The following is a 24968-nucleotide window of genomic DNA, read 5'->3' as shown; positions in this document are numbered from 1 at the left end:
TACCTTTCTTACAAGCTATTTGAATAGCTAACACCCCCTCTAAAGAAATACAAAAAGACGCTTAAAGAACTTTCTCTTTAAGCGCCTTTGCTTGTCTTATTTACTTATATTTTAAAATAATCTCCTGCGCAACTGACTCCATTGTCATTTGCCTAGACATACTAGATTCTCTTAATCTTTTAAAAGCTTCCGGTTCCGTTAGTTCTTCCGCTTGCATTAGCATTCCTTTTGCACGTTCAATCGTTTTTCTTTTTTCTATCTCTTGCTGCGCATGTAAAACTTCCTGCTTCAGTCTTTTTGCTTTATCCGATTGGTGAAGAGCAATTTCGACTGCGGGGATTAGATTAGCCTCTGATATTGGTTTTACTAAATAGCCAACAATATTGTCCTGCTGTGCTTTTTCTACAAACTCTTTTTGACTATAAGCAGTAATGATAAGTATAGGTAAATCTAGCTGATTGGCAATTATTTTACTAGCTTGCAATCCATTAATCTTTGGCATCTTAATATCCATTAATATAAGATCTGGTTTATGTAAAAAGGCTAGCTCGATCGCTTTGTCGCCGTCTCCCGCTTCCCCTACAACTTCATAGCCATGATCCTGGAGCATTAGTTTTATATCCATACGAATAATGGATTCATCTTCAGCTATCAGTATTTTCTTTTTCATAAAAGATAACAACCTCCGAACTGATGGGGAACGTTATAACAGCATGTGTCCCTTGCTCTACAGGTAAATATCTAAATTCCCCATTTAAATCATTCATCACTAAATTATGCACGATTTCTAATCCTAAAGAAGGTTTTGGTTGTGTTATTCCGACCCCGTTGTCGAAAATATGAAGTTCTAAAAAGTCTTTATTGGAATAAAAACTCACTTCTATCTCCCCATTAACTTCCTCTGGAAAAGCATGCTTTAATGAATTTTGTACGAGTTCATTTATGATAAGCGCGATTGAAACCGCTTTCCTTGATGTAGTTAATATTTTATTGCCATTTGATTGAATAATCAAGTTAACTTTTTTATGAATTTCATTTAATACCATTGTAGAGGATATCTTTCTTGTCAATTCAATAATATTTACATCCTCATCGTCTGTATCTGTATTAGCTAAAATTAGTTCATAAACAGAAGAAATACTATATATTCTATTTAAAGTATCTTCAAAATAGACCTTACTTTCTTCTGGAAATCCTTTTCGCATTTGAAGTCTTAATAAACTCGCAACAGTCTGCAAATTATTTTTTACTCGGTGATGAATCTCTTGTATAACAACGGATTTCATCATCAGTTCTTTTTCTTTTGTGCGTAGCTCAGTTACATCTTGAATAATGAGAATGGTTCCTTTTAGCTGTTCCTTGCCCCTCATTCGAATCTTTTTTATGATTAAGTTTTTTCTATCCACCGTCAAGTCAAAAACGAATACATCCTCTTTAAATTCATAAATCGGTGTTAAAAAAGGGAGCAAACTCAATATATCTTTTTTTCTTATATCATCTACTGGACTCATTTCCTTAATAAATTTTACGCCAGCAGGATTTGCATAGATGAGGTGATTCTCTTTATCTGTCAATAAGAAAATTTCCATAAGGAGGTCTGAAATCATCGGCATTTCACTTGAACTATTCCCGAAAATTGCATCCAGCTCTTCCTGTCCAAATGAGACACTTTCATAATCACCTTTTAACGATACATGTTTAAATACTTCCACTTCTGATATAAGTACACCAATAACTTGATGGGTCTCATTTTTAATAGGAATCACACTTTGTTCAACTGTTTTTCCTTCTTGAGTCACGGCTTGTCTAGTAAGAGATTTTTTACCAGTTCGGTGACTATAGAAGACTCCTGGTTCAAACGACTCAAAAACAATCTTACCTACTACGGAGTTTTCGTATACTGCTTCGGACGATCTCGGGAATGCCTCTGCCACAACAATTGCTTGCTCATTATCTTTCATTTTACAATCGATAAACATATAGGCGTTGTTTAAATCTGCATATAGTTGAAGAGTAGAGGCTATATTCTTCAATGTCTCAATATCGCCTGTATTTAAATCCGTGTATAGCTTACATAGCTGTTCTAAAGTAGATTCACTCACTGTATGATTCTCATCTCTTTTTTATTGGAATTATTTGAATTCATTATACGAATAACTACTCAAATGGTCAATTTATTATTAAGAAAAGTGCAAGTGCCCTTTAAAGACAAAACCTGTATCTATTCTTTTCGAAGTGTTTTGGAGAGACTGATGCTATATGATAACCGATTTTTTAAAGCTACTGATCATGACTGACGTCACGATCAACAGCTCTTTTCTCGGTAATCATATGGCATTTATCTATCCGTTACCTTTCTCAAACTTTAGGTACTGGTCTAGTACTGTTTTTTGGAAGAAGAGAAGCGACACTTTCCTACCCTTAGAAGAAGCGACCGAAGATACAATTTCGGTCTCACCCCTCCTTCTCTATTAGGAAACAATTACTATTCACTATAATTCCACCTAATACAACGGGGATTACCAAGCACTACTCACAATATTGATTGTAGTAATAGGTGCTCCTTACATCACAATGAGATATAAAAGATTGAATCAGGATACGATTGAGGAGGCATAAAACTAATTAGACTAATTAGCAATAGTTATTGAGGAAATATTAACGAACGTGGTTGATATTGGGTAAAATTAAACAATAACTCCAAATAGTGGATAAAAACCAACAGTTGAGCAATAAATTGAGTGGTATAAGTAACCTTGATTAACCAAGTTGCGAATAAAGATGCTTTTCTTAAAAAAAGCCTTTAGAAGCTATTTGATTAGCTTCTAAAGGCTTTTTAAGAGTGCTCGATTGCTCTTCCAAATATTCTTTTCAAAAAGTATCCTAATATATAGAGACAAATAAACATAAACAGGATTAACAACATAGTCTCTACAGTTGATGGTAAACTAAAAGGCTCTAAAAAAATACGGAATAAAACGAGTAAGTAAATGGTTCCGGCAACTCCTGCTAACAATACGACTCCGATAATAGAAAGTTGCGGAAAAGTGAGCTTCTTCATAAGATGACGATGCCTAATGAACTCTAGGATTATAACTAGACCTATGACAGTAAAAGTAATCGTTAATTCTTTTAAATAGACAGCATTAATCAAATAGATGACGAGCAATACAATCATTATATACTTGTAAAATTCATCGATTTGCTTTAGCATCCAATCACATCCTACTTTTAGTATCTCATCTCCATACGTTGTTTACGATGTATACGTCTTGCTGGCCCCGTTTCAAATAAACGAATTTCATCTTTCGTTTCTGGATGAATACCTCGCACGGGAATTGGTTTATTATGCTCATCTACAGCAACCATTGTCACAAAAGATTCGGTAGTCAGCTTTTCTTCTCCAGTTAATAGGTTCATCGATGTTACTCGTACATATACTTCCATGGAAGTTCGACCTGTTGATGATACAATGGCATCCAATTCAATGACGTCTCCTACTTTTGCAGAAGAAACAAAGTCCACTGAGTCTATAGATGCTGTAACTACAGCACCTTTTGCATGTTTCATTGCGGTAATAGCTGCAATTTCATCGATATAAGCGAGTACTTTGCCACCAAAAATAGTCTCATGGTGATTTGTATCTGGTGGAAGAACTAAATGGGACTGGATTGTTCTTGATTGGCTCATAGGGTTTGTCTTCATTGTTTATTACTCCTTTATGTGAATAGTTCAATTTTTTGCATGTATAAATTTCAATATATCTCATACTGTTAACTAATACTTTGCTTTTTTAGTATAACATGAAGATCAATTTGAACTAGAAGATGCAGCTACGCTCGTTGCAGCAATTGTTGAAATCATCATAGCTTGTTGGGCTTGTAAGATGAGTTCTAGGGAAGTTGCCATTGAAATTGCTGCTGTTGCATAAATGTCTTTGGAAGATATAAGTGCTAATCCAAACGCAATAGGTAATGCTGAATCCTTATACCATGAAAACAATTTCATATTTGCTATTGTTTCATAAGTAGTAACTACTTCGTTTAGTTGGTCCTCGTTCAATTTTAACGCAGCCATGAAACCAATGATTGGATATTGAGGCACCGATGTTTTGATTTTGACTGTTTTTAAACCGTCTCGAATGATTACTGCTCTAGGCACCAGGTCCTCTTCGTATTCTGGGTTAGTATATGTTAAAACTTGTGACATCCATTGTAATTCATTTCCACCGTAAAACTTATGCTTCTTTAAATCTACATAGTATCGATTCATTGTTTCTGCCCGAACAGCTGTATCCCCTTCTAGCTTTCCTAGAAACATTGCATAAGGATAGTCGTCAGTAGAGGTTAAAAAACGATGGTGCTTTTTCATATCTGCCATCAGTTGCTTAGCACGTTCCATCTCATGTGGCCACTTTTCTTTGTCCTCTGACATCATGAGTGCTGCTAAATACGTGTAGCTATTCATTTTAAAAGAGGCTGTCTTTAATGCCTCCGCTTTTTCAATAAGCAAATCCACTGCCTGCTGTGGCTCTAAATCACTAACATCTAAAGTTGCCACGAATAGCGGATGCAAATGTGAACGCAGTGGTGAAAAAATTCCGGCTCTTTTTTTAATATGAGTGGCAATCTCATGAAACCTTTTTTCGTTAAATTCTTTCTCTAAAGTTATATAATACCCCGCAAGTGCTAAAGTTACTCTTTTATCTACTGACCATCCCAAATATTTTTTTAACATATTAAATGTTTGTTCCAATTTTTCATTAATCATCATTTCCGCTCACTCCTTTACTTTTTTACGTTGATTGCTCTGAAATAGTTTCACTCTTTGATATACTTATTTTAACCTTAACAAGAAAAGTAGGTGGTCATTATGCGTATTAACAAATTTTTGAGCGAAGCTGGAATTGTCTCAAGACGTGGAGCCGATAAATGGATTACGGATGGTCGAGTAATGATAAATGGCAAGCTGGCTGAGCTCGGAAGCCAAGTGGAAGCCGGGGACGATGTACAGGTAGATGGAAAACCAATCGTCGTCGAACAGCCATTAGTATACCTCGTCTTAAATAAGCCCGTCGGCATCACAAGTACAACAGAGCGTCATATAAAAGGAAATATTGTCGATTACGTCAATCATCCTCTTCGTATTTTCCATATCGGTCGTTTAGATAAAGACTCAGACGGTTTAATTTTACTAACAAATGATGGTGATATTGTAAATGAAATTCTTCGTGCAGAAAAAGGGCATGAAAAAGAGTATGTCGTGACCGTCAACGAGAAAATTACAGATACTTTTTTAGAGAAGATGGCTGCAGGCGTCAACATACTAGGTACGAAAACACTTCCTTGTAAAGTAAGAAAATTAAGTCCGAACATGTTTAATATTACGCTAACACAGGGTCTAAACAGGCAAATCCGAAGAATGTGCTCTGCACTTGGTTTTACTGTTAAACGATTACAACGTATTAGAATTATGAATATTGCAATTGAAGGTCTTCCTATTGGAGAATGGAGAGAACTCACAGAAAGTGAGAAAAAAGAGTTATTTGCGACATTAAGTTACTCACCAAAACGGTAGAAAAGGTACTGACTTACTTGATGTGAAACCAAATGGTTTTATATAATCATTAAAGCGAAACCAAATGGTTTTATTTAATGAAGAAAGTAGGAAAATATATGGAAAATACATTACCAGAAATCACTCAAACAGTAATATTAAATGCACCCATTCAAAAAGTATGGGATTTTGTTTCAACTTCTGATGGAATCGCATCGTGGTTTATGCCTAATGACTTTCAACTAGAGTTAGGACATGAGTTTCACGTGCAGTCACCTTTTGGTCCATCCCCTTGCAAAGTGACTGAAATAAACCCTCCAAATCAGCTTTCTTTTACATGGGATACAGAGGGTTGGTTCGTTTCATTTATCTTAAAAGAATTAGACGACAAAACAGAATTTACACTTATCCATGGTGGCTGGAAACAACCCGATGCACTTATTGCAAAAGCAAATCAAAAAAGCGCTGTTATTCGTGAAACAATGTCTCAAGGTTGGGAAGGTATTGTTCAGAAGCGTCTTCGAAAGGTTGTTGAAGGCTAATTGTCTTCTTCTGCACATAAACACGATGTGTTTCAAGCAATAGCTGATCCAACCCGTAGAGAGGTATTAAAGCTACTAGCCGATAAAGAATTACCTATTTCCGAAATTACATCTCATTTTTCAATGAGTCGTACAGCGATTGCCAAACATCTTCATATTCTTTCTGAAGCCGAATTAGTGTTGGGACAAAAGGTTGGGAGAGAAAAAAGATACCGCTTGCAACCTGAGTCGTTAAAAGAGTTAAAAGAGTGGCTATCTTATTATGAACAATTTTGGAATAACAAACTTTCTATTCTAAAGCATATGGTAGAAAACGAAAATAATATTTAAATTTCATATTATCTTGACACAAAAGGACCGACAAAGTATTTTGTCGGTCCTTTGATTCTGTATTTAAGAGTTTCCAGCTACTCGCTTTTCAAGTGGTTGGAATAGTTTCTTTTTATCTACATTTGGGCGGATCGTTTCAAGTTGTTCCAGCGCTAATTTTGCCCCATAGTCCATTCCTTGGCAACCACCGAGCAGAACGAGATCTCCCTCTGCCACATCATTCAGACTATGCTCAATTGCATCGGGCAACTCCTCGTATAAACGAACATCGATTCCTGCTGTGTCCATTACTTCTTTAAATACAGCAAGCTCTTCGTCTGAAACGACATCTTTTTGCGTTACATGAGAGCGGCTTAATGTAGCAATGACTTCGTGAATCCCTAGTCTTGGCGCCCATTTTGCAATTGTTTCTGCATTTTCTTTATTCACCGTAACTCCTCGATCCCCTCGTATTGCATACACAAGGCATATACGTTGAAAATCCATCTTTTCTAACGTACCTAACGTAATATCAATGTTTCCGCTATTTGCGAAATGATCATCGATAATTTTAAAGTCATCTTCGAAGATGATTTCGAAACGACGCTCTACTCCAACAAACTCATATAAGCTTTTTTGAATGGTGGAGATCGGTACCTCACACAATAATCCAATGACGATACTAACCATCGAGTTATACACGGAATGGAAACCCGGTGTAGAAAGCTCAATTTGGAAATGTTGCTTCGGAATTACTATACCTGTAGTAACTATATCTTTTGTAATTTCTACGATAAATTTTGCACGACCTGTTGATAAATCTAAGTCTCTACAAATAACATCCGCTGATTGCTGCTCTACACCAATTGTAATAACTTTTGCTTTTGTTTTGTTTATTAGCGAAGCAGAATACGTATCATCCAAGTTTAAAATAGCAACCTTATCTGCTCCTGCGTTGCGGATAAGACTGGATTTATGTTCAAAGTAATTTTCAAACGATGAATGCAAATCGATATGTTCTCGACTAATATTATTTAATGTGACAATGTCAAAATCAACGCAGCCTACTCGATTTAACTCAAGTGCAGAAGAAGAAACTTCCATCGTTGCGTGCGTTACATTTTCCTCTACCATTTGCGCATAGAAACGTTGTAAATCTAAAGACTCTGGAGTTGTCAGTTCAGAAGGTTCCGCATAATCACCAATCTTCACGACGACCGTTCCCATTAGTCCTGTTTTCAATTCATGGTTTTCTAAAATAGCATTCGTCATAAAGGAGGTAGACGTCTTCCCATTTGTTGCAGTAATCCCAATTGTTTTTAATTTTCGAGTAGGGTGATCGTAAAAGGCATCTGCTAGTGTTGCAAGTGCTACGCGGCCGTTTTCTACTTTATATTGAGGAATTTCCAAGCCTTTTATAAAATCCTCTACAACTAATGCTACTGCACCATTTTCCACTGCTTGTCCAGCAAATTGGTGTCCATCTGCTTTGAACCCTTTTATACAAACAAATACTTGTCCGCTTTCTACTTTACGTGAATTATAGGCAAGTCCCGTTATATCTATTTGTTTTACATTTTTGGTTTCTTTTATGTCTAAATGCTCCATTAATTTTGCTATTTCCATTAAAGTGACCACCTTTATATAAGTTCGATAGTACATTACAGTTTACCCCAATTGACTGAAGAAGAAAACTTTCTTTATAAAAGAAAAACCGAGGAAGATGCCCTTCTCGGTTTATATTGCTTCGTTATAATGTTCCTTACAAAAAGCAAGAGTTTCCGCTTCTTCTTCCTCTTCTAGACCAAAGTCTAACACTTTGCCGTTACTGCGATTTAAGAAATGATATTGCACGATACGTTCTTCCTCTTCTACCACCGCCAAGATTACTCGTAAGTCTAAAGAGTTTTCTTCATCAAATAGCTCGTCATCTTCTGGCACTTCAATCCCCAATAAAAACTCATAGCGATCACCTGTAATAATGCCTGTTGGATCTTTTATCTTTTCAACCTCATAGGATGTAATTTTCACAAAGTCCACCTCCGTTTATACAGTTTATCACTTTTTGAAAAGAAAATAATGCAATTTCTATATTGTTGATATAATGAATATATTAATAAGAAAAGTAAGGGGTGATTATCATAAAATTAAGTGCGGAAAAAATTATCTATATAATCGTTCCACTATACCTTTTACTATTAGTATTTGGTAAAGGCTTAAACCCTATTTTTTATTCCATCTCTTCATTTGTGCTCGGTATTACCATGCTTTATCTTGCTGTTAAGCTGTTACGAAAACAGAGTAAAGATAGAAAAAAATCATAACTTCATTAATTGCTCTTCTATTTTATTCATCATTGCATAGGCACCTTTAGAAACATTTGCACATACAACAAGCTGGGCATCTATTTTAGGACAATAGGAAGAATGGAAGCTTACACCCGGATCATATCCCATCAGATGATATTTAAAAATAATATCATCTTTTTTCTTTATCCATACTCCATAACCATAAAAATCATCACCTTCTTCATGAATATGAGGAGTTAATAATTCTTTTGTCAAAGTGTCACTTAATAACTCATTCGTCATAAGAGCTTGCCAAAATCTTCCCATATCTTTTGCGGTTACGAAGGCTCCCCCATCAGAGCCTCCTTTAACAGGAAGTGAATACATATTTGTTTTCCATGATCCATCTCCATAATCAATGTAGCCAATTGCCGTTTTTCCAGGAAGCGAGTCTAAAGCAAAGTAGCCTGACTCCTTCATTCCCGCCTTATCAAAAATATGTTTTTGTACATAATCTGTAAATATAGACCCACTTACTTTTTCCACGATTAAGCCAAGCACGATAAATCCTGCATTGTTATATTGGAACTTCTCGCCTGGAGTAAACTTCATCCGAGCATGTTGAAAAAATGGCAGGAAATCTTCTAAACATCGCATATGGTACATCGGCTTTTTTATCCATAACTCTTCAAAATCATCCATCACTTCTTCATCAAAGTAATCTGGAATGCCTGAAGTATGCGTTAAAAGATGATGAATAGTAATATTTTCATCAAATTCGGGGAAAGAAATGTCTAGGCACTCCCTTAACTTTGTATGAAAGGATAGTTTTCCTTCTTCTACCAGCTTGCATATAGCGACCGCAGTGAAAATCTTACATCCCGATGCTATACCATAGCGGGTTCCTGGTTCATTTTTTATTTGATCTGCTCGATTAGCGAAACCAAAACTGCATTCAGCTAACTCGTTCGCGCCTTGTTTAGCAAAAACAGTTCCCGAAAACCTCGTTTCTTTTTGAATACTTTTAATATGGTCCATTAAACTGATATTCATGCTTTACCCCATACCTCTTTATTTTATATACTGATTGATCCATTCGTCAGGTGTGTTCTCTAATAAAGGCTTTTGTACCTTCTCCGCAAAGACAGTAGGGTCTAATAGCTTGGCGATGTCCCCCCCAAACCACTCTTCCACGTTGCCTCGTGTGATTATATACGACTGATCCGAAAATTGCATATTTACCTTTTCTAAATTCTTAATAAGTACAAAGGCTGCGGTAGAGTTATAAATAACCACTTGTTCATCACTTTCTGTATCGTAATGAATAGTGAATAGTAAATCATCCGAATTGAGTTCTATTGTCCCTTTAAAGTTTGAAAAGGGTAAATGACTAAATAGATTATTAATATTTGATGCATCACCCATATAGTCACTTTCATATGCCAATACCTTTTTAAAATGATGCGTCTTTACGCTTAATTGGTTCCTATCTTCTTGTCCCACTTGCTTTTGGTTACCATTTAGCACATAAAATACACCGATAAGTAAGATGAGAGCAATTCCGATTATTGTCCACGTTGTTTTCTGCAATAGTTTTCCCTACCTATATTCCTTCTTTTATTTTACCTTCATCAGATACACTGATTTTTAAACCATCCATCAATTCTATTTCAATAGGCGATGTCATACTCATCCTTTTTGAAAAATACCATCTTCTATTGGGAGGTACTAGCAATATAAACGTATCTTTACTCCCTAAAAAGTTAAGTTCGTTTGGCTCGATATCAACATGCCCGAAAACGTGGACCCCCTTATCCACCAACTGTTTTCCTACTTCCTCGACAAAAGGGGTAGTAATACTAACCTCACTCAAGTTCAATAGAGAATCTACGCTAAAACCACTCCATTTATCTACATGCCTTCTAGCGATAAGTTCTATGACATTACCAGCAGGATCTTCAAAGTAAAATGCATCCGCATCAAATCGTGGATAGTACGTTTCATCAACCGCTGCTTCTCTATTTAATGAGACCCTTTCCTTCACCCAATGTTTAGCAAGGGTAAACTGATTTCCAGGTATATTGATTGCAAAATGATATAAAGTCACATTCGGAGATTGTTGAAAGATTAATATAGATGTGCCAATAGCCACCTTAAAATAATCATCAGCAGATTCAATAATGTTGAGTTCTAGTACATTCCCATAAAAGCCTTTGAGCTGTTTCAGTTTATCCGTAAATAACTTTACTGACTTAAACACTTTTTCACCCCATTATTTAATATCAATCAATTCAAATCGTTCACAAACCAGCAGCATATCTTCCGAATAATCTAGCCCTACTTCTCCTAATGCATCGGTAAAAAAGTCAATATGCACTCTTTTCCAATATTCATATGAACGATCTCCTTCGCCTTCAGCATAAGCAAATTCTTCGGTAACCTTATTCATCGGTACTATAGTCACTTCAGATGTACGAATGATGCAAACAGGTTGATCTTTGCTGTTTAATACAATACTATAATCATCCACTTTTGGGAGAGGTTCTTTTTCTATCTCATAAAATATATGCCCAGAGCATGTCGCAGATTTTACTCCATCTATTACTAGCTGCGCCAATTCATCTGGACTCCCTCCGAATTGCCATGCACTCACAGATTTTGGTTTTTCCTTGCCTTGCCAAAAAACATTCCAATATTTTTTCGCCAGTTCATTCATTTTTGACTCCTCGTTTCCTCGTTCCTGTATAATTTTAGTATAGGTGAACAATTGTATAAATACTATTGCAAATGGTAGTATTTATCTTACTATTTAAAGCTCAAGCTTATTCAAGAAGGAGTAAAGTGGAATGACAAACAAATTATATTATGAAAATTCATACGCTCAAAAGTTTACTGCAAACATTCAAAAACTAGAACGAGACTTTGTTGTTCTTTCGGAAACTTTGTTTTACCCTACTGGCGGTGGACAACCCCATGATATTGGAACATTAAACGGAGTTAACGTAACAAATGTTGAAATAGTCGATGGAGAAATTAGGCATTACCTTGCAAAAAGTTTACCTGCAAATACGGAAAAGGTGGAAGGAGTTGTCCAATGGGCTAGACGCTTTGACCATATGCAACAACATGCAGGACAGCATATTTTATCAGCTGCTTTTGAAAGTTTGTTTGGTTTACAGACCGTAAGCTTTCACCTAGGCAAAGAAAGTGCGACCATCGATTTGGATACGACTACAGTTTCTAAACAACAATTAAGAGAAGCGGAAAAACTCGCCAATCAAATCATACTAGAAAACCGACCTATCGAAACAAAATGGGTAACGGTAGAAGAACTTGCACAATATAAGCTTCGAAAAGCTACTAAGCTGACAGAAAACATTAGACTCGTCATTATTCCAGACTTTGATTACAACGCTTGTGGGGGTACACATCCCAATGAAACTGGACAAGTAAGGGCTATTAAAATACTTCAGACGGAAAAACAAAAAAGGTTTATTCGAGTGGAATTTGTGTGTGGGGAAAGGGTTCTTACTCATTTACATCGAAAGCAAGACGTGTTATTAGATTTAATTGGCACTCTTAGCTCCCCAGAAGAAAAACTGGTAGATGCCGCAAAACATTTATTAAATAACGAAAAATCACTTGAAAAACAACTAGCAGATTTAAAAGAATCCCTATATCAATACGAGGCAAAGGAACTAATGACAACAAAAGAAAAAACGATTATCTCTGCTACTTTTCAGAATCGTTCCATCCAAGAACTACAAAGGCTTGCAAAGATGGTTGTAACCGAGTCACCTGAAAGCATTTGTTTATTTGTAGCCGAAAATGATAGCAAGCTACAATTAGTAGCAGCAAAAGGGAATGCAATCGAACAAAGCATGAAGGAATTAGTTACCCAAATCCTTCCTCTTATAAACGGTAAAGGCGGGGGCAATGAAATGATTGCGCAAGGCGGGGGAGATACTATACTATCTAGTGAGCAATTTATAGAAAAAGCCATTTTATATTTTCAACAAGGTTAATCACCGTTCCATAAAAATCCTCCTTTCATATACTAATTTGACAATGTGATGAAAGGAGAATTTTTTACTTTGAACAATCAATTTCCATTTCCAAATGAACAAAACGAATTTCAGTCCGGCATTCAAAATTTCCCGGGGAATATGATGCCTATGATGCCACCCATCGATCAGTTCCCTGGTCTTTTCCCTGGACAATTTCCAGGACAACAAAGACCATCAGCTCCACCTAGTTTTCCACCACCAGGACAACAAAACAATCTTGAAGGAAATCCGCCAACAAGCCCACCTCCCTCATTCGTTCCCCAACGTCAGCAACAGTCTATAGGGACTTTTGCGGTAGATGCTGGCGCTATAAGAGGTTGTTTATTCCGAAATACATTCATTTGGCTTGTAAACGGAAGTTCTTTCTGGTTTTATCCAACATTTGTCGGTAGAAGATCTGTCGCCGGGTTTAGATGGACTGGACGTATGTGGACATTTTACGGAACAGATTTAAATAGAATCTCATCTTTTCAGTGTTTCTAATACTGTATTTTGGGAGAAGGATTATAAGCAGCTAGGTTGCTTATAGTCCTTTTTTAAGTTCGTCCACGATATGCTTTTAACGAAGTCTTTATGGAAGAATAGGATCCAATCGCTGCACCACTATAAAAAAAACCCATAAATATACCTGCAGACAAATTATGGGGATGACTTATAAAAACAGAAATGATCAGACCAACACTCGTAGCTATTGTCGATATATATTGAGGTCGTATAGGTAAAGTTCTCTTCAATACCTCGGTCACAATAATGATAATCGGCACTGCCCAAAGAGAGTCCCAAATATTCGTATGTATCATCGGAAACTCCGTCATTTTCTCCCTCCTCCTCTTTCTCGCAGTTTCAAATTAGTTTGTACAAACTTTCTATATTCAATTCAAAAGTATTATCATCTCTTTTCAACTTTACTTTACAAAACATGCTTATCGGAGTAAAATATACTTAGCTAGGTAAATAAATTTCTTTATTACTTATAAAAGGAGCCATTTAAACGATGAACCCACTTTTTCATGAACTTTTTCAGAAAACACGCTTTTTAACTAATGAGGTAAATCTAGCATTAAAAAAACATAATTTATACGCTTCACAATGGTCGGTTTTATACTGTATTCAAAAACACGGAGAGATGTCTCTAACTCAAATATGGAAATATTTAAATGTGGAAGCACCTACTATTACTCGTACGGTTTACCGTTTAGTTGAGCTTGGATGGATAGATATTCGTCCTGGAAAAGATCGTCGTGAGAAAATTGTTTGTTTATCCGAAAAAGCTTCGGAAGATTTTTTAACAATTAAAGACTCTATCCTTGAGTTTGAAAATAGAATGGTCTCTAATCTTTCAAAAGAAGAAGAAAAGACACTGATTGAAATCTTAAAGAAAATTAAATAAGGAGTAATGTTTTTTGAAGAACAAAGAACCTATATGGACAAAAGCATTTATTAGTTTGTTTGCAACAAATTTTTCAATTTTTATTATATTTTATGGTTTAGTAGCTGCCCTGCCTCTTTACGCGACTGATATTTTATCTCGCTCTGATAAAGATGCGGGTTTATTAATGACTATCTTTTTAATCTCAGCAATTATCGTACGACCTTTTTCTGGCAAGATTTTAGACTTAGCGGGTAAGAGAAAAGTACTTTGGACTACACTGCTTTTGTATTTAATATGTACAGCATTATATTATTTTGTACAACCTTTTGAAGCATTATTAGCCTTACGACTTGTACAAGGTATTTTCTTTAGTATCGCCACTACTGCAAGTGGATCCTTAGCTGCAGATAATGTTCCCCCTGCTAGACGGGGTGCTGGTTTAGGTTATTTTGTTATGTCTACGAACTTGGCAGTTGTTATAGGCCCGTTTGTTACCTTAACCATTATTCAATTTTTCACGTACGATATCATGTTTTTAGTATTAACAGCTTTACTAATACTTGGTGCACTTACAGCACTCATGATACCAGCTGATAAGAAACCTTCTACACCTTTAGCAAAAACAAAATTAACGTGGAATGATCTATTTGAGAAAAAAGCATTGCCTGTTGCTTTAAACGCTAGTATAGTTGCTTTTTCCTACGCCAGTGTTTTATCTTATTTATCTATCTATTCTCAACAAAAAGGGGTATTGCATTTAACAAGTAGCTTTTTTGCTGTATTCGCCCTCGTAATGCTAGTGACTCGACCTTTTACAGGGAGAATTTTTGATGAAAAAGGAGCGAAGTACATTATTATTCCCGGTCTTCTATCTTTCTTTATCGGGCTTGTTTTACTGGCGCTGATGAATTCACCTTTCCTTTTCCTATTATCGGGAGCTTTTATCGGTCTTGGTTACGGAGCTGTTGTCCCTAGCTTACAAACACTCGCTATCCAATCGACTAAATATGAAAGAAGTGGTTACGCAACCGCTACTTTCTTTACTCTCTTTGATACAGGCTTAGCAATAGGATCTTTCGTACTTGGGATTGTTGCCACACAGTTTGGTTACCAAAATTTATATTTATTATCTAGTGCAATTGTAATTGTAGCACTTGCCTTGTTTATAGCATTACAAAAGAAAAAAGACCGTTTAGCGTAAACCCGCTGAACGGTTTTCTTTTCCAATTTTATTGATTATGTATGTATATAAACCCTTCATTTGGTAAGACTTGAGTGAACATATAATTAGGAGGGAATACGATGAAAAAGCAATTCATTAGTTTATTGGGTTTAATAGTAATACTTAGTGGGTGTGGTTTTCCATCAGTAGATGCAGATTTGAATGAACAAGTTCAGGTTTCATTGATAAACAGCGAAGGGAAAGAAGTTGGTCAAGCAACACTTACAGACAATACTAAAGGTGTGCATATTCTATTAAAGGCAGAGGGGCTAACACCAGGTGTGAAAGGTATCCATTTCCATGAAACAGCTAAATGTGAGAAACCCGAGTTCACAACAGCTGGAGCCCATTTTAACTCTACCCAAAAAGAACATGGTTTCCAAAATCCAAAAGGCTATCATGTAGGTGATTTGCCTAACATCGAAGTCGGCGAAGATGGTAAAGTGGAAGTAGAAACAGTTTCTCCTGCGGTCGTCTTAGCCGCTGGAAAGAGCAATTCATTGTTAGATGCAGATGGAAGTGCCCTCATTATTCATGAAAATGCAGATGATTATAAAACAGATCCCTCTGGTAACTCAGGAAAACGAATTGTATGTGGGGAAATTAGCAAGTAAGTTGGAAGGTGAAGTGGATGAGAAAAATAGGTTGGTTACTCTTTTTACTGTTGGCCCTTTTCTTTTCTAGACCATTATGGGAAGAGCATGCTGCGAAATATGTAGACCTTTCTTTTTTAGAACCCGTAGATGAATGGATTAATACTATAGAGGTCACTCATTATTTAAATGAAGCAAAAGCATACTGGAAAGAAATAAAAAACGAACCAACCACGAATATTTCTTCCAATCAGCAAACACTTCCCGGTGGTGGTATTGAATTAGACCAAATCTCCATTGGCATGAAAAAAAGTGATATTGAGAAAATTCATGGAAATGCAAAACGGGTAAGCTTGAATGAATACAATTTAGTATGGCATACGTACCATGAAGATTATCAAAATTTTATGATGGTTTCTTACGATAGCAAAAACACAGTGAATGCCATGTTCACTAATCAGCCTTCTCAATCTTCTTTCTTAGGTTTGGACTTAGATAGCACAAGAGATGAAGTCCTTTCCAAACTCGGGGAACCTATTAAGAAGATGAAGAAAGGAAACATCATTTATATTCTTCCAGATACAGGAGAATATGATTTGTTTTTAATCGATGGAAATTATGTCACGTTCTTTTATGATTTGCATGAAAATAATACGATCACGGCAATTCAAATTATCGAAGAATCAGTAGAGAAAAATCATTCTACCACATTTGGTGAGCCATCTGAAGAGCTAATGAAAGGATTTGAATTTCAACTTTTCGATCTCACGAATTCTGCTCGAGTCATTCGTGGCCTATCTATTCTTTCCTATGATGAAGCAGTAAGTGACACCGCAAGAAAGCATAGTGATGATATGGCGATTCACAACTATTTTAGCCATGAGAATTTAAATGGACTGTCTCCTTTCGATCGGCTTGAAGAGGACGGTTTAGTCTTTACTTACGCAGGTGAAAATTTAGCTTATGGACAAACGAGCAGTATTTTTGCCCATGAAGGCTTGATGAACTCTATGGGACACCGAAAAAACATTTTAAGTGCTGATTATCGCAATCTAGGAGTCGGTACCGCTTTTAACGAAGACGCAACACCTTATTATACGGAGAATTTTTACTCAAAATAAGATAGGAAAGACTATGAAAAAGTACCATGAACACCCCGTTCATGGTACTTTTAAAATGGAATTATACCGCGTTTGTGATTGGAGCACCTTTTTCTTACTTTTCCTATTTAATATGCTTTAGCGCTTCTCTTTTACTTAAAGGGGCTAATTTCGTGCTTTCTACAAACTGACGCACAACCTCAGGATTTGTTTTTGCATATTCTCTTAGTACCCAGCCTATCGATTTTTGGATGAAAAACTCCTTTGAAGCTGCATGTCGTTTAATGGTTGCAAATAGGAGTTCCTCATTAGTATCCTTCTTATATTTGAGCTGATGTAGAATAGAAGCCCGATTTGTCCACATATTAGCAGACTTAGCCCACTCTATCATAACAGCCTCCCCTTCTATCCGATTGGCTTTGACAATGTCTCCAACGATTTTAGGAGCGATACTATCCACACTATCCCACCATGACTTATGCTCGATCAGCCTAAGGCAAAATGGTAAATCTTCTACCGTTAATTGGTTTGAGTATTTAGCGAATAATTCAATTGCTATATAATGATATTCTCTCTCTTCTAATTGAAAAAGTGCCCATACTTCATCTTTTACTGTTGAGTATGGAGGAATTTCATTTTCTTTTATAAGTCGACGTAATATCGCTCTTCGTTCTGGCGTTTTGATACCTAGGAACGGAAAATTATTTTTCATATAATTAGCCATTGGCATTGCATTTTCTTTATTGCGATGTGGCTCCATATAGCTTTTCACTAGCTCTGTTGACCACTTCATTTCAAATGAAATCCTTTACTTGCAAGAAACTCCGCCATATGTGGCCGACGTGGCTTTTCAAGAAATTCAGCCATTTGAGATGTCCAATTTGTTACTTTTTGGTTGGTTTCACGGCCTGCATAATATTCTTCCATCGTATGATCATACTCTTTCAACAACAATTCATATTTCTTGCTATTGTATTTGTTCTCATGTAATACAGCAGCTACTGGCAAACGGGGCTTTACCTCATTTTGCTGATCTGGCACACCTAATGTAATTGCAAATAGAGGGAAGACACCTTGTGGCAGGTCAAACAATTGACTAATCTCTGTTGGGTTATTACGTACACCACCTATGAAGCAAATACCATATCCTTTAGATTCTGCAGCAATAACTAAATTTTGAGCAAATAGGGCCACATCGACAGTTCCAACCAATACATTTTCTGTCGTATCTATTTCAATATTCGTATTATGTAGATTTCCCGCAACCTGAAGACGATTAAAATCTGCACATAAAAGGAAAGCTGCCCCTGCCGTTTCGAACTGCTTAGGGTTTTTGGACAATCTTCCGAGCTCTTCTTTTTTTGATTCATCTGTTACCCAAATAACACTATACGCTTGCACAAAGTGGGAACTTGCCGCATGTTGAGCTGTTTCAATAAGCTCTGTAACCTCTTCTGTAGATAATGTATAATTTTTGTACTTTCTGACTGATGCATGCGCACGTAATAGTTTTTCTACCATTGTCTCTAACCTCTTTCATTCAATTATTATGTGTACAGTATAGCCTAATCCCATCATTAGACGAAATAAAAGCGAATTAGAAAGTCTAAATCGACTCTCCAATTCGCTTTTTAGTTAAGCTTGTAATTGTTTGTTTTCTTCATCAGTAAACGCTCGAGACCTTGTGAGAAAACGTTTCCCTTCTACTCCTTCGAGAGAAAACATTCCTCCCCTGCCCTCCACTACATCAATAATAAGCTGCGTATGCTTCCAGTAATCGAACTGGCTTTTATGCATATAAAATGGCATATTCCCAATCGAACCTAGGAGCACGTCTTGATCACCGATGATGAGGTCTCCATTTGGATAACACATGGGAGAAGAACCATCACAGCAGCCTCCTGACTGGTGGAACATTAAATCACCATGCTTGTTTTTCAATAATTCAATGAGTTCCAGTGCAGCGTCTGTAGCTATTACGCGTTCAACCATCCACACTCACCCTTCCTTTATCAGAAAAACCCTAGTTTGTTTTCACTATAGCTCACAAGTAAGTTTTTCGTTTGTTGGTAATGACCCAACATCATCAAATGATTTTCACGTCCTACTCCAGACATTTTATACCCACCAAAAGCAGCATGTGCAGGATATTGGTGATAACAGTTTGTCCATACACGACCTGCTTGAATTCCTCTTCCAAAACGGTACGCGGTATTCATGTCACGCGTCCAAATACCAGAACCTAGTCCATACAACGTATCGTTTGCAATTTCCAATGCTTCTTCCTTCGTTTTAAATGTCGTAACAGACACAACTGGACCGAAAATTTCCTCTTGGAAAATGCGCATTTTATTATTTCCTTTGAACACGGTTGGTTTAATATAATAGCCTTCTGCAAATTCTCCGTCTAGCGTATTACGTTCCCCACCGATTAAACATTCTGCTCCTTCTTGCTTACCAATATCTAAATAAGATAGGATTTTCTCCATTTGTTCAGTAGATGCCTGTGCCCCCATCATAACATTCGGATCTAATGGGTTTCCTGTTTGAATAGCTTCAACTCGTGCCAGAACACGTTCCATGAATTTGTCATAGATAGATTCTTGGATGAGAACACGTGAAGGGCATGTACATACTTCCCCTTGGTTAAGGGCAAATAGAACGAATCCTTCTACCGCTTTATCTAAGAATGCATCATCTTCATCCATAATATCTTCAAAGAAAATATTTGGAGACTTTCCTCCGAGTTCTAATGTTACTGGGATTAAGTTTTGAGAAGCATATTGCATGATCAATCTTCCAGTAGTCGTTTCTCCTGTAAATGCAATTTTACTAATACGTGGACTAGAAGCTAGTGGCTTTCCAGCTTCCAAACCAAAACCATTCACAATATTTAAAACACCAGGTGGCAATAGGTCTCCGATTAGCTCCGTTAGCACCAAAATAGATGCTGGTGTTTGTTCAGCAGGCTTCAAGACTACGCAGTTACCAGCTGCGAGTGCCGGTGCAAGCTTCCACACTGCCATTAAAATAGGAAAGTTCCAAGGGATAATTTGTCCGACTACACCTAGCGGTTCGTGGAAATGATAGGCAACCGTATCGTTGTCAATCTGACTTAATCCGCCTTCTTGTGCCCGTATTGCTCCCGCAAAATAACGGAAATGATCAATTGCGAGCGGTAGATCGGCATTTAACGTTTCACGTACTGCTTTTCCGTTGTCCCATGTTTCTGCTACTGCAAGCATCTCTAGATTTTCTTCCATACGATTCGCAATTTTATTTAATATATTTGAACGTTCTGCTACAGAAGTCTTGCCCCAAGCATCCTTTGCCGCATGTGCCGCATCTAATGCCAGCTCAATATCTTCTGCAGTTGACCGTGCAATTTGTGTAAATGCTTTACCTGTAACTGGTGTAACATTATCAAAGTATTGTCCTTTTACTGGGGGTGTCCATTCACCGTTAATATAGTTTTCATACTTGTCCTTAAACGAAACCTTCGAGCCTTCTGTATTCGGAAATGCATAAACCATTCTGTAATTCCTCCCCTAAGTATCTTTTGCACATCACAAATATATATGCCTTCACATAGATTTGTATGCGTTTGCAAAACTATTAAAATAAAAATAGTCTTATATTCATTCTGTCAGATTAGACTAAAGATTACAATTATTTAGTTTAATATATTTATATAAAAAATGGCTCAATTGCGTAACTGCAACTGAACCATCTTTCTTATAGCTATTTACTTGTTTCTCTGCGTACTACCGGAGCGACTTTTGAAGCGAGAAGTTCAATCCCTTTTGCAATCTCTTTCAGAGATTGCCCACCGATATCCATTTGCGCGATGAATCGCTGATGTCCAAAAAGTTCATATTGATATAAAACTTTTTCAATAATTTCTGCAGGACTGCCTACAAAAAGAGCTGTTTCTGGTCTCGTCATCTGTTCAAATTCAGTACGAGAGATTCTAGTTTCCACCCCTCTTTGCTTATTTACATAGGTCCAATAGTTCGAATAATATGGGTAAAACTCATTTTTTGCTTGTTGGGACTCATTTGCTATATAAGTATGGCCAGTTACCCCCACCTTTAAGCTATTACTCGTATGACCAGCTTCTAAGCCCGCTTGACGATACAAATCCACTAACGGTTTGAATCGTATAGGATCTCCTCCTAATATAGCGAGTGCCATCCCAGTTCCAAGCCTTCCTGCTCTAATCGCACTCTCGGGTGTTCCACCAACACCGACCCAAAGTGGAAGCTTCTCTTGAACTGGTCGAGGCGAAATCATAGCATTTGTAAGATTCGAACGAAATTGTCCTTGCCAGGAGACAATCTCTTCCTTATTCAACTGCTGAAACAACTTGATATTTTCTTCAAACAAAGCATCATAGTCGTCTAAATCATATCCAAACAAAGGAAACGACTCTATAAATGCCCCTCTTCCCGCTATAACTTCGGCCCTACCATTTGATAATAAATCTACTGTTGCAAAGTCCTCAAATAACCGAACTGGATCCAAAGTGCCTAACACAGACGTTGCACTGGTCAACTTGATGTTCTTTGTTATTTGAGCGATAGCAGATAGGACCACCGCCGGAGAAGATGCCACGTAATCTAGGCGATGGTGTTCTCCTACCCCAAAAATATCAAGCCCTGCATCATCTGCCAGTTTAGCCATTTCTATTATTTCTTTTAGGCGTTGCTGCATACTCATTGTACTTTTAGTATGAGGATTCATACCGATATCTCCTAGTGTATATATACCGATTTCAATTCCATTACCCATTATTTTTACTCCATTTCTGAAACAACTGAAAAACGTTCATTCATATGCTGAGGATTTTCTATTTCATCTACAATGGCAATAGCGTAGTCTGCGTAACTAATGTAGCTATCACCTTTTGAGTTTAATATTAAATTGTCTTTTCCTAATTTATAAGATCCTGTTCTTGTACCATCTGGATCAAAGTGACCAGCAGGACTAACAAATGTCCATTTAATATCAGTTGTCTCTTGTAATTCTTTTAAGTTTCTCCCTTGTCCTGTGGCAGTTGGCTTAAATATATCTGGAAAATCAGGTGTGTCGATTACTCGAACCGTCTTGGCTTCATCTACGTATAAGCTTCCAGCGCCCCCTACTACAACTGCCCTTGTATCCGTTCCTTTAAGGGCTTCTATTAAAGCATGCCCCGCATCCACATGCGCTTGCTCATCACCAAGGGGAGCACCAAAAGCATTAACCACTACATCAAATTGTTTTATTATCTCTGATGTAAGTTCATGTATATTTTTTTCCAAAACTTTAACGTCTTGAGTAGTCACTTTAGCAGCTTCTCTTACAATTGCCGTCACTTCATGACCCCTTAACTTTGCTTCTTCTAGGATAAGTCTTCCTGCTTTTCCTGTTGCTCCAATAACTCCTATTTTCATGTTTTTTTCCCTCCGATTAAATTCATATAAATAGATGTAACCTAAACAGTTACAACTATTACAAAAAAATTGAATATAAATTATCCAATTTTTTGGCTTAATACTTTAACTAGCTCTTCCATCGTAATTTCCTTTAAAACTGCTTCCATTGCTTCTTGTGCACGGGAAAGTATGAGCTCCAGCACAGCTTGAATATTAGCACCTACAGGGCAATTGGGATTGGGATTTTCATGCATTTGAAAAAGCTCTCCCTCTTCAACTACTTCAACCGCACGGTATACATCTAATAATGATATGTCATGTAAAGGTTTTTGAAGAGTAGCCCCGCCAAGCCCACGTCGAATATCTATGAGTCCAGCTTTTTTTAATTTACCCATTACCCTTCGAATAACTACTGGATTTGTGTTAACACTCTCTGCAATCCATTCAGAAGTACAAACAATGTTTCGATCTAAAGTTATGAGAGATAGTATATGAACAGCAACTGTAAATCGACTACTGATTTTCATATCGTACCACCTTTCGATGTAACCATCATAATTACATCCGATATTTTTGTCAATAAAATAATCCTTTTCAGAAGTTTCCAAGAAGAATAAGAGAGGGCATGATAGTGAAGTTATGTAGTAACGCAAGTAGAAATAAATCAAGTGTATAAACTTGCCTATCTTAAAAAAGTGTTGCAGCATTTGCAACACTTTCATCTATTTTTTCATTCGACCTTTGAAAAATCCAATTATACCAGGTAATACAGAGATGAATATTATAAGCAATAAAACCGTTGAAAAGTTTTCTTTAATGATTGGGATATTCCCGAAGAAATAACCAAGCATCGTACATAAGCCTACCCATAATGCAGCTCCCATTACATTATAGAGGATAAAGTAACGATAACGCATCTGGCTCGCTCCCGCTACGAACGGTGCAAATGTACGGATAAAAGGCATAAAACGTGCTATAACAATCGTTTTACCACCGTGCTTATTAAAAAACTGCTGTGCCTTTAACATTTTATCTTGATTGATCCATTTACCAAGAAAGCTATTGGGAGGTATCGAAGTACCAATCTTTTTTCCTATGTGATAATTCATCGTATCTCCAAGTACAGCTGCCGCGAAAAACACGAGTATCAATAATCCCAGATGAAACGCTCCAACTGCAGCAAATGCTCCACTTGCAAACAATAAGGAATCACCAGGTAAAAAAGGAAAGATGACAACGCCCGTTTCCACAAAAACAATCAAAAACAAAATCGCATACGACCATACATCAAACATTTGAATGATATCTACTAAATGCTCGTCAATATGTAAAATAAAACTGATCAACCCTTGAATAATTCCCATTTATATTCTCACTTTCATAGAAAATTTCTCATTTATTATAACACACGTCTGAAAAGACTACTTTTATGACATGAAACGCTTTTCACTTTAATAATATAACTATATTCTATAAACTAAAAGAATAGGTACATTTTCAGAAAAGAGGAGATTAAATTGAGTGACATAGTACTAGAACCAAAAAAGACTCCACATAGAAATACTCCTAAAAAAGTCATCTTTGCGCGTACATTTATGATTGCCATCGGAGCCATTTTAATGGCGGTTGGATTGGAGCTATTCTTAGTACCCAACCAAATACTAGACGGTGGTGTTGTGGGAGTATCTATCATCATTTCACATCTTACGGGATTCCGTTTAGGTATTTTTATATTTATCCTCAATATCCCGTTCTTTTTCCTTGGTTATAAACAAATAGGTAAAACCTTTGCATTATCAACCTTGTTTGGTATTACTGTTTTGTCTATTTGTACATCTTACTTACATAATATCGATGCTATCACTTCTGATTTATTACTTTCAACTGTGTTTGGGGGAATCGTTTTAGGGATGGGTGTCGGTCTCGTAATTCGTAATGGTGGTTCCTTAGACGGATCTGAAATATTAGCAATTCTATTTAACAAAGCCTTACCATTTTCAGTAGGCGAGATTATTATGATTATTAACCTCGTTATTTTTAGTGTGGCAGGCTTTGTATTCACATGGGAACAGGCGATGTATTCATTTTTAGCCTATTTCATCGCTTTCAAAACGATTGATATTGTTATTCAAGGGTTGGATGAATCTAAGTCCATCTATATAATTAGTGAGCAGATTGAGGACATCGGGGATGCTATTATGGATCGTCTCGGTCGTGGGGTAACATACTTACACGGCGAAGGTGCCTATACGGGGGATAATAAAAAAGTTATCTTCACAGTTGTTACTCGGTTAGAAGAAGCAAAACTAAAATCGATTGTAGAAGAAATTGACGATCATGCATTTTTAGCGATTGGAAATATCGCAGAAGTCCGTGGTGGACGATTTAAGAAAAAAGATATTCACTAAAGTAAAAACCGATTGCAATACCTGCAATCGGTTCAGACTGTAGACAAACTCGAAATTTCGAGTTTGCCTACAGTCTTTTTTGTTTTAAAATAAA

The 24968-nt window shown here is 36.7% G+C and carries 30 protein-coding genes; 10 read left to right on the top strand and 20 right to left on the bottom strand.

Going from position 1 to position 24968, the window contains the following annotated elements; all coding sequences use genetic code 11:
- Positions 1-100: 100 nt before the first annotated feature.
- The 5 genes from FS486_RS15305 to FS486_RS15285 form a co-directional block, all read right to left on the bottom strand.
- A complete protein-coding gene (locus tag FS486_RS15305; protein ID WP_144512554.1) occupies positions 101-670 on the bottom strand; it encodes an ANTAR domain-containing response regulator in 570 nt (189 codons plus the stop codon).
- A complete protein-coding gene (locus FS486_RS15300; RefSeq protein ID WP_144512552.1) occupies positions 645-2102 on the bottom strand; it encodes a sensor histidine kinase in 1458 nt (485 codons plus the stop codon). Before FS486_RS15300 ends, FS486_RS15305 begins: the two co-directional genes overlap by 26 nt.
- A 734-nt stretch (positions 2103-2836) precedes the next feature.
- Positions 2837-3214 (bottom strand): hypothetical protein, encoded by a 378-nt coding sequence (locus tag FS486_RS15295; protein ID WP_144512551.1) that lies wholly within the window; start codon positions 3212-3214, stop codon positions 2837-2839.
- Between the two features lie 17 nt (positions 3215-3231).
- On the bottom strand, positions 3232-3705 hold the full coding sequence (locus FS486_RS15290; RefSeq protein ID WP_144512549.1) for an acyl-CoA thioesterase: 474 nt from the start codon (positions 3703-3705) through the stop codon (positions 3232-3234).
- A gap of 105 nt (positions 3706-3810) precedes the next feature.
- Complete coding sequence (locus FS486_RS15285) at positions 3811-4773, bottom strand: DUF4003 family protein (RefSeq protein ID WP_144512547.1); 963 nt, start codon at positions 4771-4773, stop codon at positions 3811-3813.
- Positions 4774-4872: 99 nt separating this feature from the next.
- Here FS486_RS15285 and rluF point away from each other — a divergent pair, with 99 nt between their 5' ends.
- From rluF to FS486_RS15270, 3 genes are all read left to right on the top strand, one after another.
- Positions 4873-5577 carry a 23S rRNA pseudouridine(2604) synthase RluF gene (rluF, locus tag FS486_RS15280; RefSeq protein ID WP_144512545.1) on the top strand — a complete coding sequence of 235 codons (705 nt, stop codon included), beginning with the start codon at positions 4873-4875 and terminating at the stop codon, positions 5575-5577.
- Positions 5578-5675: 98 nt separating this feature from the next.
- Positions 5676-6098: an SRPBCC family protein gene (locus FS486_RS15275; RefSeq protein WP_144512543.1), complete on the top strand. Its 423-nt coding sequence runs from the start codon at positions 5676-5678 to the stop codon at positions 6096-6098.
- Positions 6099-6428 carry an ArsR/SmtB family transcription factor gene (locus FS486_RS15270; protein ID WP_144512541.1) on the top strand — a complete coding sequence of 110 codons (330 nt, stop codon included), beginning with the start codon at positions 6099-6101 and terminating at the stop codon, positions 6426-6428.
- A gap of 63 nt (positions 6429-6491) precedes the next feature.
- On the opposite strand, the gene FS486_RS15265 is transcribed toward FS486_RS15270, so the two are convergent.
- The 6 genes from FS486_RS15265 to FS486_RS15240 form a co-directional block, all read right to left on the bottom strand.
- On the bottom strand, positions 6492-8033 hold the full coding sequence (locus FS486_RS15265; protein ID WP_144512539.1) for a Mur ligase family protein: 1542 nt from the start codon (positions 8031-8033) through the stop codon (positions 6492-6494).
- 111 nt (positions 8034-8144) lie between these two features.
- Complete coding sequence (locus FS486_RS15260; RefSeq protein ID WP_144512537.1) at positions 8145-8438, bottom strand: DUF6509 family protein; 294 nt, start codon at positions 8436-8438, stop codon at positions 8145-8147.
- 287 nt (positions 8439-8725) lie between these two features.
- Positions 8726-9748: a serine hydrolase domain-containing protein gene (locus FS486_RS15255; RefSeq protein ID WP_144512535.1), complete on the bottom strand. Its 1023-nt coding sequence runs from the start codon at positions 9746-9748 to the stop codon at positions 8726-8728.
- An 18-nt stretch (positions 9749-9766) separates the two neighbouring features.
- Positions 9767-10285, bottom strand: a complete 519-nt coding sequence (locus tag FS486_RS15250; protein ID WP_144512533.1) for a DUF4825 domain-containing protein — start codon at positions 10283-10285, stop codon at positions 9767-9769.
- Between the two features lie 13 nt (positions 10286-10298).
- Positions 10299-10955, bottom strand: coding sequence for a hypothetical protein (locus tag FS486_RS15245; protein WP_144512531.1), 657 nt, complete (start codon positions 10953-10955; stop codon positions 10299-10301).
- 12 nt (positions 10956-10967) lie between these two features.
- The gene (locus FS486_RS15240; protein WP_144512529.1) at positions 10968-11411 is read right to left on the bottom strand and encodes an ASCH domain-containing protein; all 444 of its coding nucleotides are present in this window, start codon (positions 11409-11411) and stop codon (positions 10968-10970) included.
- Positions 11412-11541: 130 nt separating this feature from the next.
- On the opposite strand from FS486_RS15240, the gene FS486_RS15235 reads away from it, so the two are divergent.
- Together FS486_RS15235 and FS486_RS15230 are read left to right on the top strand one after the other, a co-directional pair.
- Positions 11542-12720, top strand: a complete 1179-nt coding sequence (locus FS486_RS15235) for an alanyl-tRNA editing protein (RefSeq protein ID WP_144512527.1) — start codon at positions 11542-11544, stop codon at positions 12718-12720.
- Between the two features lie 48 nt (positions 12721-12768).
- Positions 12769-13245, top strand: a complete 477-nt coding sequence (locus tag FS486_RS15230; protein WP_395940861.1) for a transporter — start codon at positions 12769-12771, stop codon at positions 13243-13245.
- Between the two features lie 53 nt (positions 13246-13298).
- On the opposite strand, the gene FS486_RS15225 is transcribed toward FS486_RS15230, so the two are convergent.
- Positions 13299-13577, bottom strand: a complete 279-nt coding sequence (locus FS486_RS15225) for a hypothetical protein (RefSeq protein WP_144512524.1) — start codon at positions 13575-13577, stop codon at positions 13299-13301.
- A gap of 179 nt (positions 13578-13756) precedes the next feature.
- On the opposite strand from FS486_RS15225, the gene FS486_RS15220 reads away from it, so the two are divergent.
- From FS486_RS15220 to FS486_RS15205, 4 genes are all read left to right on the top strand, one after another.
- Positions 13757-14152, top strand: a complete 396-nt coding sequence (locus tag FS486_RS15220) for a MarR family winged helix-turn-helix transcriptional regulator (RefSeq protein ID WP_144512522.1) — start codon at positions 13757-13759, stop codon at positions 14150-14152.
- A 13-nt stretch (positions 14153-14165) separates the two neighbouring features.
- Positions 14166-15335, top strand: coding sequence for an MFS transporter (locus FS486_RS15215; RefSeq protein ID WP_144512520.1), 1170 nt, complete (start codon positions 14166-14168; stop codon positions 15333-15335).
- 101 nt (positions 15336-15436) lie between these two features.
- Positions 15437-15970, top strand: a complete 534-nt coding sequence (locus FS486_RS15210) for a superoxide dismutase family protein (RefSeq protein WP_144512518.1) — start codon at positions 15437-15439, stop codon at positions 15968-15970.
- A 17-nt stretch (positions 15971-15987) separates the two neighbouring features.
- A complete protein-coding gene (locus FS486_RS15205) occupies positions 15988-17070 on the top strand; it encodes a CAP domain-containing protein (RefSeq protein ID WP_144512516.1) in 1083 nt (360 codons plus the stop codon).
- A gap of 103 nt (positions 17071-17173) precedes the next feature.
- Here the strand turns inward: FS486_RS15205 and FS486_RS15200 are convergent, their stop codons facing one another.
- The 8 genes from FS486_RS15200 to FS486_RS15165 form a co-directional block, all read right to left on the bottom strand.
- On the bottom strand, positions 17174-17842 hold the full coding sequence (locus FS486_RS15200) for a DNA alkylation repair protein (RefSeq protein ID WP_144512514.1): 669 nt from the start codon (positions 17840-17842) through the stop codon (positions 17174-17176).
- Positions 17839-18570, bottom strand: coding sequence for an oxygen-insensitive NADPH nitroreductase (gene nfsA, locus FS486_RS15195; protein WP_144512512.1), 732 nt, complete (start codon positions 18568-18570; stop codon positions 17839-17841). The genes FS486_RS15200 and nfsA overlap by 4 nt, the downstream gene beginning before the upstream one ends.
- A 114-nt stretch (positions 18571-18684) precedes the next feature.
- Positions 18685-19041 carry a DUF779 domain-containing protein gene (locus tag FS486_RS15190; RefSeq protein WP_144512510.1) on the bottom strand — a complete coding sequence of 119 codons (357 nt, stop codon included), beginning with the start codon at positions 19039-19041 and terminating at the stop codon, positions 18685-18687.
- A gap of 20 nt (positions 19042-19061) precedes the next feature.
- On the bottom strand, positions 19062-20582 hold the full coding sequence (adh, locus tag FS486_RS15185; protein WP_144512509.1) for an aldehyde dehydrogenase: 1521 nt from the start codon (positions 20580-20582) through the stop codon (positions 19062-19064).
- A 208-nt stretch (positions 20583-20790) separates the two neighbouring features.
- Positions 20791-21840 (bottom strand): LLM class flavin-dependent oxidoreductase, encoded by a 1050-nt coding sequence (locus FS486_RS15180; RefSeq protein ID WP_144512507.1) that lies wholly within the window; start codon positions 21838-21840, stop codon positions 20791-20793.
- A 5-nt stretch (positions 21841-21845) separates the two neighbouring features.
- On the bottom strand, positions 21846-22484 hold the full coding sequence (locus FS486_RS15175) for an NAD(P)-dependent oxidoreductase (RefSeq protein ID WP_144512505.1): 639 nt from the start codon (positions 22482-22484) through the stop codon (positions 21846-21848).
- Positions 22485-22564: 80 nt separating this feature from the next.
- Positions 22565-22993, bottom strand: a complete 429-nt coding sequence (locus FS486_RS15170; protein WP_144512504.1) for an Rrf2 family transcriptional regulator — start codon at positions 22991-22993, stop codon at positions 22565-22567.
- A 195-nt stretch (positions 22994-23188) separates the two neighbouring features.
- A complete protein-coding gene (locus FS486_RS15165) occupies positions 23189-23830 on the bottom strand; it encodes a VTT domain-containing protein (protein WP_144512502.1) in 642 nt (213 codons plus the stop codon).
- A 231-nt stretch (positions 23831-24061) separates the two neighbouring features.
- Between FS486_RS15165 and FS486_RS15160 the strand changes: the two genes are divergently transcribed.
- Positions 24062-24874, top strand: a complete 813-nt coding sequence (locus tag FS486_RS15160) for a YitT family protein (protein WP_144512729.1) — start codon at positions 24062-24064, stop codon at positions 24872-24874.
- Positions 24875-24968 lie beyond the last annotated feature (94 nt).

Origin of the sequence: Bacillus sp. FJAT-22090 (genome assembly GCF_007676755.1) — a bacterium.
In the GTDB taxonomy this organism is placed as follows: Bacteria; Bacillota; Bacilli; order Bacillales_A; family Planococcaceae; genus Psychrobacillus.
This window is presented reverse-complemented; position numbering and strand designations above follow the sequence as displayed.

What these genes read in the sequence shown, in the direction of transcription:
- FS486_RS15290 (WP_144512549.1), bottom strand. Translation starts at nt 3,705, where the DNA reads ATGAAGACAAACCCTATGAGCCAATCAAGAACAATCCAGTCCCATTTA.
- FS486_RS15160 (WP_144512729.1), top strand. Translation starts at nt 24,062, where the DNA reads ATGATTGCCATCGGAGCCATTTTAATGGCGGTTGGATTGGAGCTATTC.
- FS486_RS15210 (WP_144512518.1), top strand. Translation starts at nt 15,437, where the DNA reads ATGAAAAAGCAATTCATTAGTTTATTGGGTTTAATAGTAATACTTAGT.
- adh (WP_144512509.1), bottom strand. Translation starts at nt 20,582, where the DNA reads ATGGTTTATGCATTTCCGAATACAGAAGGCTCGAAGGTTTCGTTTAAG.
- rluF (WP_144512545.1), top strand. Translation starts at nt 4,873, where the DNA reads ATGCGTATTAACAAATTTTTGAGCGAAGCTGGAATTGTCTCAAGACGT.
- FS486_RS15240 (WP_144512529.1), bottom strand. Translation starts at nt 11,411, where the DNA reads ATGAATGAACTGGCGAAAAAATATTGGAATGTTTTTTGGCAAGGCAAG.
- FS486_RS15200 (WP_144512514.1), bottom strand. Translation starts at nt 17,842, where the DNA reads ATGAAGTGGTCAACAGAGCTAGTGAAAAGCTATATGGAGCCACATCGC.
- FS486_RS15180 (WP_144512507.1), bottom strand. Translation starts at nt 21,840, where the DNA reads ATGGGTAATGGAATTGAAATCGGTATATATACACTAGGAGATATCGGT.
- FS486_RS15285 (WP_144512547.1), bottom strand. Translation starts at nt 4,773, where the DNA reads ATGATGATTAATGAAAAATTGGAACAAACATTTAATATGTTAAAAAAA.
- nfsA (WP_144512512.1), bottom strand. Translation starts at nt 18,570, where the DNA reads ATGGTAGAAAAACTATTACGTGCGCATGCATCAGTCAGAAAGTACAAA.
- FS486_RS15275 (WP_144512543.1), top strand. Translation starts at nt 5,676, where the DNA reads ATGGAAAATACATTACCAGAAATCACTCAAACAGTAATATTAAATGCA.
- FS486_RS15255 (WP_144512535.1), bottom strand. Translation starts at nt 9,748, where the DNA reads ATGAATATCAGTTTAATGGACCATATTAAAAGTATTCAAAAAGAAACG.
- FS486_RS15235 (WP_144512527.1), top strand. Translation starts at nt 11,542, where the DNA reads ATGACAAACAAATTATATTATGAAAATTCATACGCTCAAAAGTTTACT.
- FS486_RS15305 (WP_144512554.1), bottom strand. Translation starts at nt 670, where the DNA reads ATGAAAAAGAAAATACTGATAGCTGAAGATGAATCCATTATTCGTATG.
- FS486_RS15265 (WP_144512539.1), bottom strand. Translation starts at nt 8,033, where the DNA reads ATGGAAATAGCAAAATTAATGGAGCATTTAGACATAAAAGAAACCAAA.
- FS486_RS15175 (WP_144512505.1), bottom strand. Translation starts at nt 22,484, where the DNA reads ATGAAAATAGGAGTTATTGGAGCAACAGGAAAAGCAGGAAGACTTATC.
- FS486_RS15205 (WP_144512516.1), top strand. Translation starts at nt 15,988, where the DNA reads ATGAGAAAAATAGGTTGGTTACTCTTTTTACTGTTGGCCCTTTTCTTT.
- FS486_RS15190 (WP_144512510.1), bottom strand. Translation starts at nt 19,041, where the DNA reads ATGGTTGAACGCGTAATAGCTACAGACGCTGCACTGGAACTCATTGAA.
- FS486_RS15295 (WP_144512551.1), bottom strand. Translation starts at nt 3,214, where the DNA reads ATGCTAAAGCAAATCGATGAATTTTACAAGTATATAATGATTGTATTG.
- FS486_RS15225 (WP_144512524.1), bottom strand. Translation starts at nt 13,577, where the DNA reads ATGACGGAGTTTCCGATGATACATACGAATATTTGGGACTCTCTTTGG.
- FS486_RS15220 (WP_144512522.1), top strand. Translation starts at nt 13,757, where the DNA reads ATGAACCCACTTTTTCATGAACTTTTTCAGAAAACACGCTTTTTAACT.
- FS486_RS15170 (WP_144512504.1), bottom strand. Translation starts at nt 22,993, where the DNA reads ATGAAAATCAGTAGTCGATTTACAGTTGCTGTTCATATACTATCTCTC.
- FS486_RS15230 (WP_395940861.1), top strand. Translation starts at nt 12,769, where the DNA reads ATGAAAGGAGAATTTTTTACTTTGAACAATCAATTTCCATTTCCAAAT.
- FS486_RS15165 (WP_144512502.1), bottom strand. Translation starts at nt 23,830, where the DNA reads ATGGGAATTATTCAAGGGTTGATCAGTTTTATTTTACATATTGACGAG.